Origin of the sequence: Nocardioides sp. N13(2025) (assembly GCF_051912545.1) — a bacterium.
In the GTDB taxonomy this organism is placed as follows: domain Bacteria; phylum Actinomycetota; class Actinomycetes; order Propionibacteriales; family Nocardioidaceae; genus Nocardioides.
In genome coordinates this window covers 3,701,779-3,717,890 of the sequence record NZ_CP196809.1, presented here as the reverse complement: position 1 = coordinate 3,717,890, position 16,112 = coordinate 3,701,779, and the positions used below count along the sequence as shown (strand labels likewise).

The following is a 16,112-nucleotide window of genomic DNA, read 5'->3' as shown; positions in this document are numbered from 1 at the left end:
CGCGTGCGAGCTGTTGTCGCCACCGAGGCCGGTGGCCCCGACGTCCTGTCCGTCGGCGAGGTGGACGACCCGCGCCCCGGACCCGGCGAGGTGCTGATCGACGTCGTCGCGACCGCGGTCAACCGCGCCGACACCCTGCAGCGGCAGGGGTTCTACCCGCCGCCGCCCGGGGCCCCGGACATCATCGGCCTCGAGTGCAGCGGCCGGGTCGCGGAGCTGGGCGAGGGCGTCGAGGGCTGGACGGTCGGCGACGAGGTCTGCGCCCTGCTCGCCGGTGGCGGGTACGCCGCTCGCGTGGCCGTGCCCGTCGGCCAGGTCATGCCGGTCCCCACCGGCGTCGGCCTCGTCGAGGCGGCGGCGCTGCCCGAGGTCGCCGCGACGGTGTGGTCCAACGTCTTCATGACCGCCCACCTGCAGAAGGGCGAGCGCTTCCTCGTCCACGGCGGAGCGGGCGGGATCGGCACGATGGCGATCCAGCTGGCCGCCGCGCGCGGCGCCGAGGTCTTCACGACCGCAGGGTCGCCGGAGAAGCTCGAGCTGTGCCGGTCGCTGGGCGCGAGCCGGGCCATCGACTACCGCGAGGAGGACTTCGTCGAGGTCCTCTCCGAGGCGGGCGGTGCGGACGTCATCCTCGACAACATGGGCGCGAAGTACCTGGGCCGCAACGTCGCCGCGCTCGCCACCGGCGGACGCCTGGTGATCATCGGCATGCAGGGCGGCAGCAAGGGTGAGCTCGACATCAACGCCCTGCTGCGCAAGCGTGCCTCCGTCACGGCCACCACCCTGCGGGCCCGTCCCCGGGCGGAGAAGGCGGCCATCTGCTGCGGCGTGGTCGAGAACGTGTGGCCGCTCGTGGCCGCCGGCGCCATCCGTCCGATCGTCGAGACCACGATGCCCCTGGAGGACGTCGCCCGGGCGCACCAGCTCATGGAGGACGGCGCGCACGCCGGCAAGATCGTCCTCACCCTCTGAGACACCGCTCGACCCGGGCGCCACCGCGGAGGTCATAGGGTTGGCCGCATGACCGAGCAGCAGCAGCCCGAGCCCAGCGCCAGCACCACCACGTCCGAGGAGGACGTGGTCGTGGTCGTGGGACCTGACGGCCAGCCGATCGGCACGATCCCGGCGAGCGCGCTCCCGGAGATGACCCAGGCGTCCGGTGGCGACGACCCGGACGGCGACGGCGAGCGGCACATCACCGAGCTCGTCGAGCAGCCCGCCAAGGTGATGCGGATCGGCAGCATGATCCGCCAGCTGCTCGAGGAGGTGAAGGCCGCGCCGCTCGACGAGGCCAGCCGCCAGCGCCTCAAGGAGATCCACGCCGCCTCGATCAAGGAGCTCGAGACCGGGCTCGCCCCCGAGCTCGTCGACGAGCTCGAGCGGCTGTCCCTGCCGTTCACCGAGGAGGGCACCCCCTCCGAGGGGGAGCTGCGGATCGCGCAGGCCCAGCTCGTGGGCTGGCTCGAGGGCCTCTTCCACGGCATCCAGACCGCGATCTACGCCCAGCAGATGGCCTCGCGAGCCCAGCTCGAGCAGATGCGTCGCGCCCTCCCGGCCGGTGGGGGCCACGCGCCGAGCGCCCACATGGGCATGCCCAACGTGCCGACCGAGGACAGCGACGACACCGGCGGCAGCCGCAGCGGCATGTACCTCTGACTACCTCGAGCGGAGGCGGCGGCGGGCGAGCACGGCCAGCGCCGTCAGCCCGATGACGCCGATCGCCAGGGAGAACCACCGCAGGTCCTCGCGCCGGAACCGGTCCAGCTCCACCACCGACCTGCCCGGCAACGGGGCGGCTCCTTCGCCGAGCGCCCCGAGCACGGTGTCGTACGACGGATCGGTGCGGGCGGCGCTCCCGGTGCAGAGGTTGGCCGCGACCCGGCCCTCCTCGTCGACGTAGCCCAGCACCACCATGTCGGCGCCGGTCTCCCACTCGATCCCGCACGAAGCCTCCCCGCCGCGGGGCGTGACCACGTCCTGGATGCGGTGCACGTCACCGGCGTGGACCGTCTGCACGCGGAAGCGGTGCGCGACGTCCTCGTCGTCGGCGCGCTGCTCCTGCAGCACGCCGGTGAAGGCCACGTCGGCGTGGACGGCGAGCTCGGCAGGCTGGTCGCGCACGCACGAGCACGCGGCGGCAGGGCTGGCCGGCACCAGCAGCAGCCCGCCCACCAGCACCACCAGGGCAGGGCCCAGGTGAGAGACCAGGCGAGAGACCAGCCGGGCTGTCATCTCCGGGACAGGCGGCGTACGACGACGAGGCCGAGGAGGCCGATCAGCGCGGCCGCAGCGCCCGGGGCCGCCGTGCGCGCGAGGCCGGCCGGGGGCGAGTCCTCGACCCGGGTCAGCGTGGCGGTGGGCGGCGGGGGCGGCTCGACCGGGGTGCCCTCGCCGAGCAGCTTCTCGACCTTCTGGACCTTCGTCGGGTTGGCGACGCTGGTGCCGCCGCAGCTGTCGGCGTCGTAGGGCGCCTCGGTGCCGGTGGCGAAGAAGACGTAGGTGGTGCCGACGCCGAGCTTGCCGAGGCCGCACGCCTTCTTGCCCCCGGCGGAGAAGACCTGCGTCGACCGCTCCGGCATGCCCTGGTAGGCCCGTGACGCGGTGATGTCGTAGGTCTGGTCGTTGCCCGCGGTCTCGACGTTGTCGACCGTGCCGATGAAGACCACGTCCGCCCGCCCGACCTGCTGCTCGAGCTGTCCCTGCTTGCAGGTGCAGGCGGCGGAGGCCGGGGAGCTGACCGTGAGGACCAGGCCCAGGCACGCGAGCAGCATCGCGGCGGCGACGTGGAGGGCACGGAACATGGCGGTCAGCCTAGCGAGCAGGGGCATCAGGCCCGAGTCGGCGGGCTCACCCCGGCAGGGCGAACAGCTCGCTGAGCACCGCGGCGACACCGTCGTCGTCGTTGCTCGGCGCGAGGTGGTCGGCCAGCGCCTGCACCGACGCGTGGGCGTTGGCCATGGCGTAGGACGTGCCGGCCCACTCCAGCATCGGCAGGTCGTTGGGCATGTCGCCGAACGCGACGACCTCCTCGGGGCCGAGGCCCATCTCGGCCGCGATCGAGGCGAGGGTCGTGGCCTTGGTGACGCCGGCGGCGCTGATCTCGACGAGGGTGCCGACCGACGACCACGTCGTGACGACCTGCTCGCCCACGACGTCGGCGACGCGCTGCCAGTACGGCTCGGCCTCGAGGTCCTCGTGCCGGGCCAGGAGCTTGACGACGGTGTCGTCGACGATGTCCTCGAACGAACCCTGCGCGACGTCGTCCGCGAGGTTGACCTTGAGTCGCGGCATGAAGCCGGGCTCGCGCGCGAAGCCGGTGGTCTTCTCGAGCGCGAAGACGGTGCCGGGCACCTCCGCGCGGAGCAGGGCGGCGACGTCGAGCAGCACCTCGGCCGGGATGGTCCGGGCGGTGCGCACCTCGCGGCGCGCGACGTCGTACACGATCCCGCCGTTGCTGCAGATGGCCAGCCCGTGGCCGCCGACGGCCTCCCACAGGTCCGCCATCCAGCGGATCGGGCGGCCGGTGGTGAAGACGACGGGCACGCCGCGGGCGTCGAGGACGTCGAGCACCGCCCGGGTGCGCGCGGTGACGGTGCCGTCGGAGTGGAGGAGGGTGCCGTCGAGGTCGGTCGCGACGAGCCGGGGGAGCTCAGGCATCAGGCGGGGAACCACCGCGCCATCTCGACCGCCGCGCCCTCGTCGTGGACGGTGGCCGTCACGTCGTCCGCGGCTGCCTTCACCTCGTCGACGGCCTGGCCCATCGCGACCCCGCGACCGGCCCACCTCAGCATCTCGATGTCGTTGCGCCCGTCGCCGATGGCGAGGACGTCGGCGGCCGAGAGGCCGAGCTTGTCGCACACGTGCTGGAGGCCGGAGGCCTTGGACACGCCCACCGGCGAGAGGTCGAGCCACGCGGTCCACCCGACGACGTAGTCGGTGCCGTGCAGGCCGAGCTTGGCGGCGAGCTCGATGAAGTCGTCGGCGGTCGCCTCGGGGTCGCGGACGATCACACGACTGACCGGCTCGCCGACGATGTCGTCGACGTGGGTGATGATCTGCTCGCCGGACAGCTCGCCGTCCGGGAAGACCCGGTTGACCCGGTAGCCGCCGACCTCGCGCTCCTCGACCGCGACGAGCGCGTGGGGGTGGTGCTCCAGCACGGCGGCGACGGCGGGCGCGGCGTCGAAGGTCTCCTCGTGGACGACCTCCATGGGCGGGTAGCGGAAGACCACGGCGCCGTTGGAGGCCACGACCCACAGCTGGTCGGCCTCCTCGCGCGGGATGTGGAGCAGGTCGGCGATCGTCGTCATGCCGTGAGGCGAGCGGCCGCTGGCGAGGACGACGTGCGCACCGGCGTCGAGCGCGCGGTGCACCGCGTCGTACACCTCGGGCGTGATCGTCTCGTAGTGCTCGGTCTGACCGTCGACCCACTTGAGCAGCGTGCCGTCGATGTCGAGGGCGACGACGCGGGGGATCCAGTCAGCCAAGGGTCTTCAGGACTTCCAGTCCGCCGAGGTAGGGACGCAGCGCCTGCGGCACCGTGACCGAGCCGTCCTCGTTCTGGTGGGTCTCGAGGATCGCGACGATGGTGCGGGTGATGGCGGTCAGCGTGCCGTTGAGCGTGGCCACGGGCACGGTCTGACCGTCCTCGCGGGTGCGGATGTCGAGGCGGCGCGACTGGAAGTCGGTGCAGTTGGACGTCGAGGTCAGCTCGCGGTACTTGCCCTGCGTCGGGATCCAGACCTCGCAGTCGAACTTGCGCTGCGCGCTCAGGCCCAGGTCGCCGGCGGCCACGTCGATGACCCGGTAGGCGACCTCGAGCCTGTCGAGGAACTCCTTCTCCCACGCCAGCAGCCTCTGGTGCTCGGCGTACGACTCCTCGACGGTCGTGTAGACGAACATCTCCACCTTGTCGAACCAGTGCACCCGGATGATGCCCTTGGTGTCCTTGCCGTGCGAGCCGGCCTCCTTGCGGAAGCAGGGGCTGAACGCGGCGTAGCGCCGGGGCAGCGAGCCCGCGTCGAGGATCTCGTCGGAGTGGTAGGCCGCCATCGCGACCTCGCTGGTGCCGACGAGGTAGAGGTCCTCGCCCTCGATGCGGTAGACGTCGTCGGCGGCCTGGCCGAGGAAGCCGGTGCCCTCCATCGCCCGCGGCTTGACCAGCGACGGGGCGATCACCTGGGTGAAGCCGGCGTTGCGCGCCTGGTCCATCGCCATGTTGACCAGCGCCAGCTCGAGCTGGGCGCCGATGCCGGTGAGGAAGTAGAAGCGCGAGCCGCTCACCTTGGCGCCGCGCTCGAGGTCGATGGCGCCGAGCAGCTTGCCGAGCTCGATGTGGTCGCGGGGCTCGAAGTCGAACTCGCGCGGGGTGCCGACGTGCTCCAGCACGACGAAGTCGTCCTCGCCGCCGGCCGGAGCCTCGTCGGCCGCGGGGTTGGGGATCGCCTTCATCGCCTCGTCCCACGCGGCCTCGGCCTCGTTGCGGGCGGCCTCGGCCGCCTTCACGCCGGCCGCGAGCTCCTTCACCTGCGCGAGCAGGGCCTGCTTCTCCTCGCCCTGCGCCTTCGCGACGAGCGCGCCGCTGGCCTTCTGCTCGGCCCGCTTCGACTCGAAGTCGGCGATCGCCTGCCGCCGCGCGGAGTCGGCCTCCAGCGCCCGGTCCACCACGTCGGCGGACAGACCGCGCTTGGCCTGGGCGGCGCGCACGCGGTCGGGGTCGTCACGGAGGAGGCGAGGGTCGATCATGTGGAAAGGCTAGCCGTCGGGAGATCGGGGAAACGACCCGGTTTGGGCATACTTCGCGGGTGACTCCTGCCTCCCGCACCCGCAACCTCCTCTGGGCCGGCGTCTCGCTCGTCCTCTTCTCCGTCCTCGGCTACCTGGTGACCGGCGACCGCGCGCCACTGGACGCCTTCGACGTCGAGGGGAAGCAGCTGGAGGACTGGGCGGACAACTCCTCCCTCGTCATCGACGTGCTGCGCGGGATCGAGATCGCGTTCGGCACCGCCGGCATGACGATCCTGACGGTGCTGCTCGTCGTCGGCCTGCTGGTACGCCGGCACCGCTGGGCGGCGCTGTTCGCCGCGGTCGTCATGATCGCGACCTCCCTGGCCACCTCGGCCCTCAAGGTGTGGCTCGGCCGTGACCGGCCGGAGTGGCAGGGCGACCTGGGGCTGCTCAACTCCTTCAGCTTCCCCTCGGGCCACGCGTCCTCGACCGCCGCGTACGCCGCGATCCTGACCATGCTGCTGTCGCTCTTCGTACGACGCGCCAGCCTGCGCCGCCTCGGCATCACCCTCGCCGTCGGCTGGTGGCTCGTCGTCTGCCTCGACCGCGTCCTGCTCGGCCGCCACTTCCCCACCGACGTGATCGCCGGCTCCCTGCTGGGCTTCGGGTTCTTCTTCCTCGCGCTGGCCCTCATCGACCCGCGCCCGCGCTCCACCGCCGCCAAGGCCGAGCCGCTGCCCGAGGTCTACGCGTCCCAGCGCCGGCTCGCCGTGATCCTCAACCCGATCAAGGTCGAGGACGTCGGCCAGTTCCGCTCGATCGTCGGCGAGATGGCCAAGGAGTCGGGCTGGTCCGAGCCGACCTGGCAGTACACGACGATCGAGGACCCCGGCACCGGCATGGCCGAGAAGGCCGCGGTCTCGGGGGCCGACCTGGTGATCGTCTGCGGCGGCGACGGCACGGTGCGCGAGGTCTGCGCCGAGCTCGCCGGCACCGGCATCCCGGTGGGCATCATCCCCGCCGGCACCGGCAACCTGCTGGCCCGCAACCTCGACATCCCGCTCTACCTGCGCTCGGCCATCGACGTCGCCCTCAACGGCCAGGACCGGGCCATCGACCTGGTCCGGGTGGGCGGCGACAACATCGAGGACAGCCACTTCATGGTGATGGCCGGCATGGGCTTCGACGCCGCGATCATGGAGGGCGTCAACGAGGAGATCAAGAAGAAGATCGGCTGGGTCGCCTACATCATCTCCGGCCTCAAGTCGCTGATGTTCCCGGCGATCAGGGTCGAGGTCCAGGTCGATGACGAGGAGCCCACGGTGCACCGGGCGCGCACGGTCGTGGTCGGCAACGTCGGCTTCCTCCAGGCCGGGATGCCGCTCCTGCCCGACGCGACGATCGACGACGGGATCCTCGACGTGGTGATCATCCACCCGCGGCAGTTCCTGTCGTGGATCACGGTGGCGATGCGCGTGCTGCGCAAGAGCACGATCGTCGACGAGACGCTCGACCGCCGCACCGGCTCCCGCGTCCGGGTCAAGGCTTCCGCGGACACCCCGCGCCAGCTCGACGGCGACTCGATCGGCGAGGGCCGCGAGCTCTGGATGGAGTGCATCCACGGGCGGCTGCTGGTGCGCGTCCCGCGCTGAGCGCCCCGTCCGGCCTCAGGGACGGGCGTGCTCGATCGCCTCCTCCTCCTCCGGCGAGAGCTGTTGCTCGCAGGACCAGGAGGAGATCGACTTGGCGTAGGTGCGGGCCTCGCTCCGGCCATGGATCGAGGTCAGGACGACTCCGTGGCCGGCATCGTCGAGCAGCGCCAGGCTCCAGCTGAGGTGACCGCCCACGTCGCCGAAGGCGTCGTAGCGCACGACCGAGAGGTGGCGCAGCGCGTCGGCGTTCTCGGCCTTGAGGGCAGCGACCTCCTGCCGGAGGCCGTGCACGTCCTCGGGCAGGGCGTCGACGCCGTCAGCGGCGGGGCGTCGGGGCGTACGACGGAGGGCGAGCGCAGCGAGCACGCAGGCCAGCACGGCCAGGACGACGGCGACCACATCGAGCATGGGGGGAGCCTATGTTCGGGGGGCGGTCACGGCCGGCCGGACACGGCCGGTCGTGCCAGACTCGCCGACGTGAGCCGCCGCATCGCCTACCAGGGAGAGCCCGGGGCCAACTCCCACCTGGTCTGCCAGCAGGCCTACCCCGACTGGGAGCCATGGGCGTGCGCGTCGTTCGAGGACGCCTTCGCGGCCGTCGAGAACGGCGACGCCGACCTCGCGATGATCCCGATCGACAACTCCATTGCCGGGCGCGTGGCCGACATCCACCACTTCCTCCCGACGTCGGACCTCCACATCGTGGGCGAGCGGTTCCTCCGCATCCAGTTCTCCCTGATGGCCCTGCCGGAGGCGAGTATCGACTCGCTGCGCACCGTGCACAGCCACGTCCACGCGCTCGGCCAGTGCCGCGGCGTCATCCGCGAGCTCGGCCTCACCCCCGTCGTGGCCGGTGACACCGCCGGCGCCGCCCGCGAGGTGGCCGAGTCCGGCGACGTGACCCAGGCCGCGATCGCCCCACCGTTGGCTGCCGAGATCTACGGCCTGCAGGTGCTGCGCGAGGAGATCGAGGACGAGGACCACAACACCACCCGCTTCGTGGTCCTCTCCCGCGACTTCGAGCAGGCGCCGCGCGGCGAAGGGCCGGTCGTGACGACGTTCATCTTCAACGTCCGCAACCTGCCCGCGGCGCTCTACAAGGCGCTCGGCGGCTTCGCGACCAACGGCGTCAACATGACCAAGCTCGAGAGCTACATGGTCGGCGGCCACTTCACCGCGACCCAGTTCCTCGCCGAGGTCGACGGCCACCCCGACGACCCGGGCGTGCACAACGCGCTGGAGGAGCTGGCCTTCTTCACCACGGAGGTCAAGGTCCTCGGCGTCTACCCCGCCGACCCCTTCCGCGCGGAGTGACTGAGACACTCCCCCGGTGATCGATCTGCTGGTCGTGGCCCTCGCCTTCGGCGCCATCTTCGTCGTCGAGCTGCCCGACAAGACCTTCATCGCGACGCTCGTCATGTCGACGAAGATGCGACCGCTCTTCGTGTGGATCGGGGTCGCGCTCGCCTTCCTCGTGCAGACCGGCGTCGCGGTCGGCGTCGGCAAGGTCGCCTCGTTCCTGCCCGAGCAGCTGATCCACACGATCGCCGCGCTGATGTTCCTGATCGGCGCGGTCATCCTGGTCCGGGAGGCGCGCTCGGCCGACGAGGACGAGGCCGAGCAGGAGGAGGAGTACGCCGCCAAGTCCGACGTGACCGCCCACGGGTTCAAGGTGGTGGTGACCTCGTTCCTGGTGCTCTTCGCCGCCGAGTGGGGCGACCTGTCCCAGCTCCTCACCATCTCGCTGGTCGCGAAGTACGACGCCCCGCTGTCGGTCTTCCTCGGCGCCTGGGGCGCGCTCCTCGCGGTCTCCGGGCTCGCCGTCATCGTCGGCCGGGTGCTGCTGCAGCACGTGAAGGAGTCGGTGCTGCACTACGTGGGTGCGACGGTCTGCGTGTTGATGGCAGGGTTGACCGTGTGGGAGATGACGCGCTGAGGCGCACGCTCGAGGCGGTCCGCGACCGCTATCTCGCGGTCAACGGGGAGCACCCGATGACGCCCGAGGACGACGCCTACGTCCGCGACGGCTTCGTCGCCGCCACGCCCGAGGCGCTGGCCCTCATGCTGCCCGACCGCCTGCCCCTGCCGTCGTACGTCCTCGGCGACGGGACGCCGATGGTGCCCGCGACGCACGGCGACCTGGTCGCGGTCGCCGGCGGCGTGGACCGGCTGCGGAGGTGGTTCGTCGCGTTCTGGGAGGACGACCCCGCCACCGGCGAGGCGGAGTGGGGGCACTACCTGTCCGGGCAGTACGTCTGCCTCCACGAGGTGACGCCCGCCCGCATCAAGGCCAGGACCGAGCGCGTCGCCGAGGCCGAGGCGGCGGTCGAGCTGCTGCGCCGCGACCGCCACGACCCGATCGGGCGCGGGATGCTCGGCGAGGCCGTCGACGGCGTGCTGGCCGTTCCCGGGCTGGACTCCCTGCTGCGACCGATGACGGCCTACGACCGGCTCCGCTTCGGCGGCCCGACGGTCCGCGAGCGGTGGGTGGAGGCCCCGCGCACGGAGTTCCTCACCCCGCCCTCGCCTGCGTGGACGCTGCGCACCGAGCGGCTCGTCCTGCGCCCGTTCCGGCCCACCGACACCGACGCCTTCGTCGACGCCTGGGCCTCGGAGGAGTGGACCAGCCTGCTGCTCACCGGCACCCTCAACCGCGCCGAGGTCGCCGACATGGTCCGCCGCCGCACCGAGCCCGGCGACGGGCGCTTCGTCGGCCTCGTCGTCGAGCACGACGGCGAGGTCGTGGGCGACTCGATCCTGGTCCTGCAGGGCACCGGGCTCAACGAGGGCGAGATCGGCTGGACGATCCTGCCGCAGCACGCCGGGCACGGCTACGCCACCGAGGCCGCCCGCGAGATCCTGCGCCTCGCCTTCGAGGACTACGGGCTGCGTCGCGTGGTCGCCAACCTCGACGCCCGCAACGACCGCTCGGCCGCCCTCTGCGAGCGGCTCGGCATGCGGCGCGAGTCCCACAAGCGCCGCGACTTCTGGTCCAAGGGCACCTGGACCGACTCGTTCGAGTACGCCCTCCTCGCCGAGGAGTGGCGCCGCCACTAGAGTCGCGACATGTCCAACCCCATCAGCAGTGGCGCCCCGCACGGCGCCGACAGCGAGGTCGGTCGCCTGGCCACCGTCATGCTGCACCGCCCCGGCAACGAGCTCAAGCGCCTGACTCCCCGCAACAACGACCGGCTGCTCTTCGACGGCATCCCGTGGGTGAGCCGGGCGCAGGAGGAGCACGACGCGTTCGCCGAGACCCTGCGCAGCCGCGGGGTGGAGGTCCTCTACCTCACCGAGCTGCTCACCGAGACCCTCGAGAGCGAGCTCGCGCGCAACCACGCGATCACCAGCGCCCTGTCGGGCCTGCACCTCGGCGACACCATGCGCCGCTACCTCGCCCAGGCGCTGCGCGAGCTGTCGCCCGCCGCGCTGACCGACGTGCTCACCGCCGGCATCCGCAACGACGAGGTCAAGGGCGGCCACGGCCTGGTGACGAGCCTGCTCGACCCGCACGACTTCCTCGTCGACCCGCTCCCCAACCTGCTGTTCACGCGTGACTCGAGCGTGTGGGTGCGCGACCGCGTCGCCGTCACCAGCCTCGCGATGCCGGCGCGCAAGCGCGAGACCCAGCTGACCGAGCTGATCTACACCGAGCACCCGCGCTTCGCCGGCACCCGCAAGATCCACGGCTGGCACAACGAGCACGTCGAGGGCGGCGACGTCCTCCTGCTCGCGCCCGGCGTGATCGCGGTCGGGGTCGGCGAGCGTACGACGCCCGCGGGCGTGGAGCGGCTCGCCCGCCAGGTCTTCCACGCCGACCTCGCCCACACGGTGCTGGCCGTGCCGATCGCGCAGGAGCGCGCGACGATGCACCTCGACACCGTCTGCACGATGGTCGACGTCGACAAGGTCGTGATGTACCCCAACGTCGCCGACACGCTGCGCGCGGTGACCGTGACCCTCGGCGACCAGGGCTCCGACGAGTCCGACCTGACCCTCAGCGTCAGCGAGTCCGAGCCGTTCCTCGTCGCCGCGGCCAAGGCCATGCAGATCGACACGCTGCACCAGATCGACACCGGCCTCGACCCGGTGACGGCCGAGCGCGAGCAGTGGGACGACGGCAACAACACCCTGGCCCTGGCGCCGCGGGTGGCGGTGGCCTACGAGCGCAACGACGAGACCAACGACCGGCTCGAGGACGCCGGCATCGAGGTCGTCCGCATCGCCGGCTCCGAGCTGGGCTCCGGTCGCGGGGGCCCGCGCTGCATGAGCTGCCCGATCTCCCGGGAGCCGCTGCCCGTCGACTGAGGCCCCCCTCGGTGGTCGAGTGCCCGGCGAGGGACGAGCCGGGCGTATCGAGACCCGGCATCACGTTCGTCGCGGTGGATCGTTGGACGGGCATGACTGAATCCATCCTGGATGCCCTCGAGCCCGCCGACGCCGAGCGCGTCCTGGCCGCAGGCAAGGCCCTCACCGTGCCGCAGGGCTGGTCGCCCATCGCGGCGGGCACCCCCGCTGACAAGGCGTACCTCATCACCGAGGGCGAGGTGTCGGTGCGCAAGGGTGGCGTGGAGATCGCGACCCTCGGCCCGGGCGCCGTCGTCGGCGAGAGCGCCATCGTCAACCGCACGCTGCGCACGGCCACCGTGGTCGCGGTGACCCCGCTCAAGGTGGTCCACTTCACCAGCGAGCGCATCGAGCAGCTCGCCGACGAGGTCCCGGCCTTCGGCGCCGCCCTGCGCGCCGCAGCGGCCGGACGCCTCCAGGGGAGCTGACCGGGGTGGGCGCGGAGCCGGCGCCGCCCGCCTCCGACGCACCGGCGGACCTCGCTCGCGCCCTGGAGGCCTACCTCCTCGGCCAGGAGCCCACCCTCACCCGGGTGCAGGTCGCCGAGCGCGCGGGCGTGCCCCTCGACCTGGCCGTCACGCTCTGGCACCAGCTCGGCTTCCCGCACCACCACGACGACGACGTCGCCTTCGCCGAGAGCGACGTGGAGGCGCTGCGGCTCTCCGCCGACCTCGTCGACATCGGGATCCTCCCGCCGGACTCCCAGGCCGCGCTCGTGCGCACGTGGGGCCGCAGCTATGCGCGGCTGGCGGAGTGGCAGACCACCCTCCTCGCCGGGCTGGCGGTGCAGGAAGGAGACCCGGCGGCCGGACTGACCTCGCTGGCCACCGACGTGCTGCCGCGGGTCGAGGCCCTGCAGACCTACGTCTGGCGTCGCCACCTGGCCAGCGCGGCCGGGCACCTCCTGGAGGACACCTCGGTGCTCACCCAGCCCGAGACCCGGCTCTCGGTCTGCTTCGTCGACATCGTCGGCTACACCACCCAGAGCCGCAGCCTCGACGGCGCCGAGCTCGTGGAGTGGGTGGACCGCTTCGAGCAGGACACCACCACGCTCGTCGTCGACCACTCCGGCCAGGTCATCAAGACCATCGGTGACGAGGTGCTCTTCACCGTCGCGGACCCCGCCGCCGCCGTCACGATCGCCCTCACCCTGACCGGGCGCGGCGCCGACCCGGACGACCCGTTCCCCGCGGTGCGGGCCGGCATCGCGCACGGACCCGTCGTACGCCGCCTCGGGGACGTGTTCGGCTCGACCGTCAACGCGGCCTCACGCCTGACCTCCGCCGCCCGCCCGGGCACCGTGCTCGTCGACGCGGGTGTCCACGACGCCCTGACGGCCGACGAGGCGGGCGAGGACGACGACGAGCCGGGCGACACGGACTGGCGCTGGCGCCGGCTGCGACGGGTCTCCGCGAAGGGGTTCGACCACCTCGAGGCCTGGCGGGTGAGACCGCGGCCGCACGACTGACCCGGGACATGAGGAGCCCGGCCGTTGTTGACGGGGGAAACAACAACGACCGGGCAGCAACGAATCTACTCCGCTCGCGAGCACGCGCACAACCGTTGGCCCGGTTGTGTTCACGTCGTGGCCAAAGAGAGGGGCGGTCCTTACCTGATCGTGACCTGACGGTTGGCGAGTCCTGCCCGCGCGGAGCGCTCGGCGGCGCTGAGCTCGCCGCCGTCCATCGCCTGCTCGAGGTCCTTCGCGAACCGGGCGGCCGGCTCCTCCAGCACCTCGGCACCGGTGCCCAGGGGCAGGTCCCAGACCGGCGCGAGCAGCCCGTGGGCGCGGAACATCCCGACGAAGCGCGACCCCTCGGCCACGGAGTCCTGACCGGCCGCGTGCAGGCGGGCGAGGGCGTCGAGCAGCTGGTCCTCGGGGTGCGGCATCACCCAGCGCAGGTGCTCCTTGGTGCCGACGTTGGTCCAGTACGCCGCCTCGACCGAGGTCAGCCGGCTGGTGGGCATCACGCCGGCGTTGGCCTGCTCGAGGGCGGCCTCCATGCTGGCGTCGCGGTCGGGGATGTCGTCGATCCAGTACTCGAAGCCGTCGTGGACGGTGATGTCGAGGTCGGTGTTGCTGATGAGGTCCTGCAGGCTCGGGCCCTCGCCGGGGTCGGTGGGGAGGCCGACGATGCCAGGCTCCTCGGTGGCGAGCGCGCGCTCGAGCACGGCACCCAGGTCGCGGGCCGGGTTGCCGTAGGAGTGCTGCACCTGCAGGCCGAGCCACACGTCGCCGGACTCGCGCACCATCGCCGGGGCGGCACCGGGGAGCAGGGTGGCCAGCCGGACCGTGCGCCCGCCGTCCTTGAGCGTGAGAGGGGCGGTCGCGGCCGGGACGAGCTCGCGCAGCGCGATCACGTCGCACTCGCCGGGCATGCCCTCGAACGGACGGGCCACGAAGGTCGGCGCGGCGCCGCCGGCCGCGCCGTGGCAGGCCTTGTAGCGCTTGCCGGAGCCGCAGGGGCAGGGCTGGCGCGGGCCGACCTCCCCGGGGGAGGCGTCGGCGGGCTGGGTGCGGTTGCGGGACTTCTTGGCCATGCCCGAACCCTAGTCGGGCACGAGGGACGAGTGCTCGGCGTGGGTGAGGGGGTAGAGCAAGCCCGCGACCGAGCCCGCGAGGTCGCGACGGCGCGTCGAAACCCTGGAGCGCGCTATCCGCCGAGCAGCTCCAGCATGTAGCCAGGACGGTCGCTGATCACCGCTGTGACCCCCAGGTCGAGGCAGATCTGCAGGTCGTCGGCGGTGTTGACGGTCCACACGTGGATCTCGCGCCCCTCCTTCACCAGGTGCCGTCCCAGGCCCGGGTGGTCGCGCAGCTCCTTGATGCCGGGCCCGATGATCCAGTCGTCGCCGACGACCGGGCGCAGCACCGGCCAGTGGTGGGCCTTCTCGACCAGGATCACCACGGCGAGGTCGGGGGCCAGCTTGCGCACCCGGTTGACCGCGTTGAGCGAGAAGCTCATCACCCGCGCCGGTGACCCGGCCCGGTCCCACCCGAAGTCACCGAGCGTCTCGACCAGCCGGCGCTCCACCAGCCCGCCGTAGCGCGTGGGGTGCTTGGTCTCGATGGCCATCTCGACGTAGCGGTCGTAGTCGGCGACCGTCTCCAGCAGCTTGCGCAGCGTCAGGACCTTGCCGTCCTGGGCGGTGCGGTCGGGCGCCTCGTCGTCGAGGTCGGCCCACGGGCTCTTCCACGAGGCGAAGTCGAGCTCGTCGAGCTCGGCGAGGTTCATCGTCGACACGAGGCCGGGGGTGGCGGCCGTGCGCCGCAGGTCACGGTCGTGCACGCAGACCAGGTGGCCGTCGGCGGTGAGCCGCACGTCGCACTCGAGCGCGTCGGCTCCTTCGTCGAGGGCCTTCACGTAGGCCGCGAGGGTGTGCTCCGCCGTCTCGTGGCTGCTGCCGCGGTGGGCGACGACCTGCGGTCGGGCGAGGGGCTTGCGGGCCCGTCTGCTGCGCGGCGTACGACGCATGGGGTGAGCATGGCACGACCCGCGCGGGCGTCAGTGGATGTGGTCCCGCCAGTCGTCGGGCACCCGGCCCGCAGGTCCCGGGACGGGCTGGTCGTCGGGGCGGCTCTGCGGGTCGGCCAGCCGGGGGCCGTCGACGCCGGTGGACCGCTCGTAGTCCCAGAACCAGTCCTCCCCCGGCTCGTAGCTCTGCACGACCGGATGGCCCGTCTCCCGGTGGTGCGCGGTCGCGTGCTGCGACGGGCTGGTGTCGCAGCAGCCGACGTGGCCGCACTGCGCGCACCGGCGCAGGTGCACCCACCACCCGGAGGTCGCCTCGCACTCCACGCAGCCGGGACCGGACGGCGCCACCTCGGGGTCGAACCCTGCGTCTGCGCTCATGCACCCAGCCTGCCCCCTCAGGAGCCGGCGAGGAACCCCGGCAGCCAGTGGGCCTCCCACGCGGGGATCTCCTGGCGCTCGACATTCGAGCGCTCCGGCGCCCGGGCGGCGGTGCGGTAGCGGCCCGCCTCGCGCTCGAGGTAGTGGTAGTTCACGAGCTCGCGGCGCAGGTAGGCGAAGTCCTCGTGCACCCCCAGGAGGACCTCGTTGACCTCCTTCTCGGCGTAGTCGCGCCCCGGCTCGAAGCGGCTGACCACCTCCAGCAGCACCGCCGCGCGGACTTTGCGCTTCGCCGGCACCCGCTCGATGCGCCCGCCGGTGAACAACCGGCCGACGAGCCGTTGCTGCTCGGCCCGCGCAGCGTCGTACGCCGCCTCCCGCGGGCCGGCGCTCGCCTCCACCGCGGCGCGGGCGGCGGTGTAGCTCTCCCCGGTCTCGGCCATGCGCGCGCGCACGACCTGCTTGAAGTCACCGTTCCTGGTCATCGTGATCACCTTCGACTGCGCTGCGTCCCCAGTACGCCGCTGCAGCG

Annotated in this window: 19 protein-coding genes; 9 read left to right on the top strand and 10 right to left on the bottom strand. The window is 72.4% G+C overall.

Translation table 11 applies throughout. From position 1 onward, the window contains the following. Window positions 1-3 precede the first annotated feature (3 nt). Together ACS3YM_RS18005 and ACS3YM_RS18000 are read left to right on the top strand one after the other, a co-directional pair. Complete coding sequence (locus tag ACS3YM_RS18005) at window positions 4-972, top strand: NAD(P)H-quinone oxidoreductase (RefSeq protein WP_439937812.1); 969 nt, start codon at window positions 4-6, stop codon at window positions 970-972. Between the two features lie 48 nt (window positions 973-1,020). Next, window positions 1,021-1,656, top strand: a complete 636-nt coding sequence (locus tag ACS3YM_RS18000; RefSeq protein WP_439937811.1) for a bacterial proteasome activator family protein — start codon at window positions 1,021-1,023, stop codon at window positions 1,654-1,656. On the opposite strand, the gene ACS3YM_RS17995 is transcribed toward ACS3YM_RS18000, so the two are convergent. Genes ACS3YM_RS17995 through serS form a run of 5 tightly spaced genes read right to left on the bottom strand, consistent with a single transcriptional unit; the run spans window position 1,657 to window position 5,745 of the window. Next, window positions 1,657-2,232, bottom strand: coding sequence for a hypothetical protein (locus ACS3YM_RS17995; protein ID WP_439937810.1), 576 nt, complete (start codon window positions 2,230-2,232; stop codon window positions 1,657-1,659). After that, window positions 2,229-2,801 carry a hypothetical protein gene (locus tag ACS3YM_RS17990; protein WP_439937809.1) on the bottom strand — a complete coding sequence of 191 codons (573 nt, stop codon included), beginning with the start codon at window positions 2,799-2,801 and terminating at the stop codon, window positions 2,229-2,231. Before ACS3YM_RS17990 ends, ACS3YM_RS17995 begins: the two co-directional genes overlap by 4 nt. Before the next feature lie 46 nt (window positions 2,802-2,847). After that, a complete protein-coding gene (locus ACS3YM_RS17985; protein ID WP_439937808.1) occupies window positions 2,848-3,657 on the bottom strand; it encodes a Cof-type HAD-IIB family hydrolase in 810 nt (269 codons plus the stop codon). After that, on the bottom strand, window positions 3,657-4,487 hold the full coding sequence (locus ACS3YM_RS17980; RefSeq protein WP_439937807.1) for an HAD family hydrolase: 831 nt from the start codon (window positions 4,485-4,487) through the stop codon (window positions 3,657-3,659). Before ACS3YM_RS17980 ends, ACS3YM_RS17985 begins: the two co-directional genes overlap by 1 nt. Beyond that, window positions 4,480-5,745 (bottom strand): serine--tRNA ligase, encoded by a 1,266-nt coding sequence (gene serS, locus ACS3YM_RS17975; RefSeq protein WP_439937806.1) that lies wholly within the window; start codon window positions 5,743-5,745, stop codon window positions 4,480-4,482. Before serS ends, ACS3YM_RS17980 begins: the two co-directional genes overlap by 8 nt. Window positions 5,746-5,804: 59 nt before the next feature. On the opposite strand from serS, the gene ACS3YM_RS17970 reads away from it, so the two are divergent. Then, window positions 5,805-7,379 carry a YegS/Rv2252/BmrU family lipid kinase gene (locus ACS3YM_RS17970; protein ID WP_439937805.1) on the top strand — a complete coding sequence of 525 codons (1,575 nt, stop codon included), beginning with the start codon at window positions 5,805-5,807 and terminating at the stop codon, window positions 7,377-7,379. 15 nt (window positions 7,380-7,394) lie between these two features. Here ACS3YM_RS17970 and ACS3YM_RS17965 read toward each other — a convergent pair whose 3' ends face one another. Beyond that, window positions 7,395-7,787, bottom strand: a complete 393-nt coding sequence (locus tag ACS3YM_RS17965) for a DUF4446 family protein (RefSeq protein WP_439937804.1) — start codon at window positions 7,785-7,787, stop codon at window positions 7,395-7,397. A gap of 69 nt (window positions 7,788-7,856) precedes the next feature. Between ACS3YM_RS17965 and ACS3YM_RS17960 the strand changes: the two genes are divergently transcribed. The 6 genes from ACS3YM_RS17960 (at window position 7,857) to ACS3YM_RS17935 (ending at window position 13,194) form a co-directional block, all read left to right on the top strand. Next, on the top strand, window positions 7,857-8,693 hold the full coding sequence (locus ACS3YM_RS17960) for a prephenate dehydratase (protein ID WP_439937803.1): 837 nt from the start codon (window positions 7,857-7,859) through the stop codon (window positions 8,691-8,693). Window positions 8,694-8,709: 16 nt separating this feature from the next. After that, window positions 8,710-9,315, top strand: coding sequence for a TMEM165/GDT1 family protein (locus tag ACS3YM_RS17955; protein ID WP_439937802.1), 606 nt, complete (start codon window positions 8,710-8,712; stop codon window positions 9,313-9,315). Next, window positions 9,297-10,436, top strand: coding sequence for a GNAT family N-acetyltransferase (locus ACS3YM_RS17950; RefSeq protein ID WP_439937801.1), 1,140 nt, complete (start codon window positions 9,297-9,299; stop codon window positions 10,434-10,436). Before ACS3YM_RS17955 ends, ACS3YM_RS17950 begins: the two co-directional genes overlap by 19 nt. Before the next feature lie 9 nt (window positions 10,437-10,445). After that, on the top strand, window positions 10,446-11,687 hold the full coding sequence (locus ACS3YM_RS17945; protein WP_439937800.1) for an arginine deiminase: 1,242 nt from the start codon (window positions 10,446-10,448) through the stop codon (window positions 11,685-11,687). Between the two features lie 92 nt (window positions 11,688-11,779). Then, the gene (locus tag ACS3YM_RS17940) at window positions 11,780-12,154 is read left to right on the top strand and encodes a cyclic nucleotide-binding domain-containing protein (RefSeq protein WP_439937799.1); all 375 of its coding nucleotides are present in this window, start codon (window positions 11,780-11,782) and stop codon (window positions 12,152-12,154) included. Between the two features lie 5 nt (window positions 12,155-12,159). Then, on the top strand, window positions 12,160-13,194 hold the full coding sequence (locus ACS3YM_RS17935; protein ID WP_439937798.1) for an adenylate/guanylate cyclase domain-containing protein: 1,035 nt from the start codon (window positions 12,160-12,162) through the stop codon (window positions 13,192-13,194). A 140-nt stretch (window positions 13,195-13,334) separates the two neighbouring features. On the opposite strand, the gene ACS3YM_RS17930 is transcribed toward ACS3YM_RS17935, so the two are convergent. The 4 genes from ACS3YM_RS17930 to ACS3YM_RS17915 form a co-directional block, all read right to left on the bottom strand. Beyond that, entirely contained in the window at window positions 13,335-14,267 is a 933-nt protein-coding gene (locus tag ACS3YM_RS17930; RefSeq protein WP_439937797.1) for a DUF5926 family protein, read from the bottom strand. A gap of 113 nt (window positions 14,268-14,380) precedes the next feature. Further along, complete coding sequence (locus tag ACS3YM_RS17925) at window positions 14,381-15,202, bottom strand: glycerophosphodiester phosphodiesterase family protein (RefSeq protein ID WP_439937796.1); 822 nt, start codon at window positions 15,200-15,202, stop codon at window positions 14,381-14,383. Between the two features lie 30 nt (window positions 15,203-15,232). After that, window positions 15,233-15,580, bottom strand: a complete 348-nt coding sequence (locus ACS3YM_RS17920; protein ID WP_439937795.1) for a UBP-type zinc finger domain-containing protein — start codon at window positions 15,578-15,580, stop codon at window positions 15,233-15,235. Between the two features lie 17 nt (window positions 15,581-15,597). Then, window positions 15,598-16,065: a DUF2087 domain-containing protein gene (locus ACS3YM_RS17915; RefSeq protein ID WP_439937794.1), complete on the bottom strand. Its 468-nt coding sequence runs from the start codon at window positions 16,063-16,065 to the stop codon at window positions 15,598-15,600. Between the last annotated feature and the right edge of the window lie 47 nt (window positions 16,066-16,112).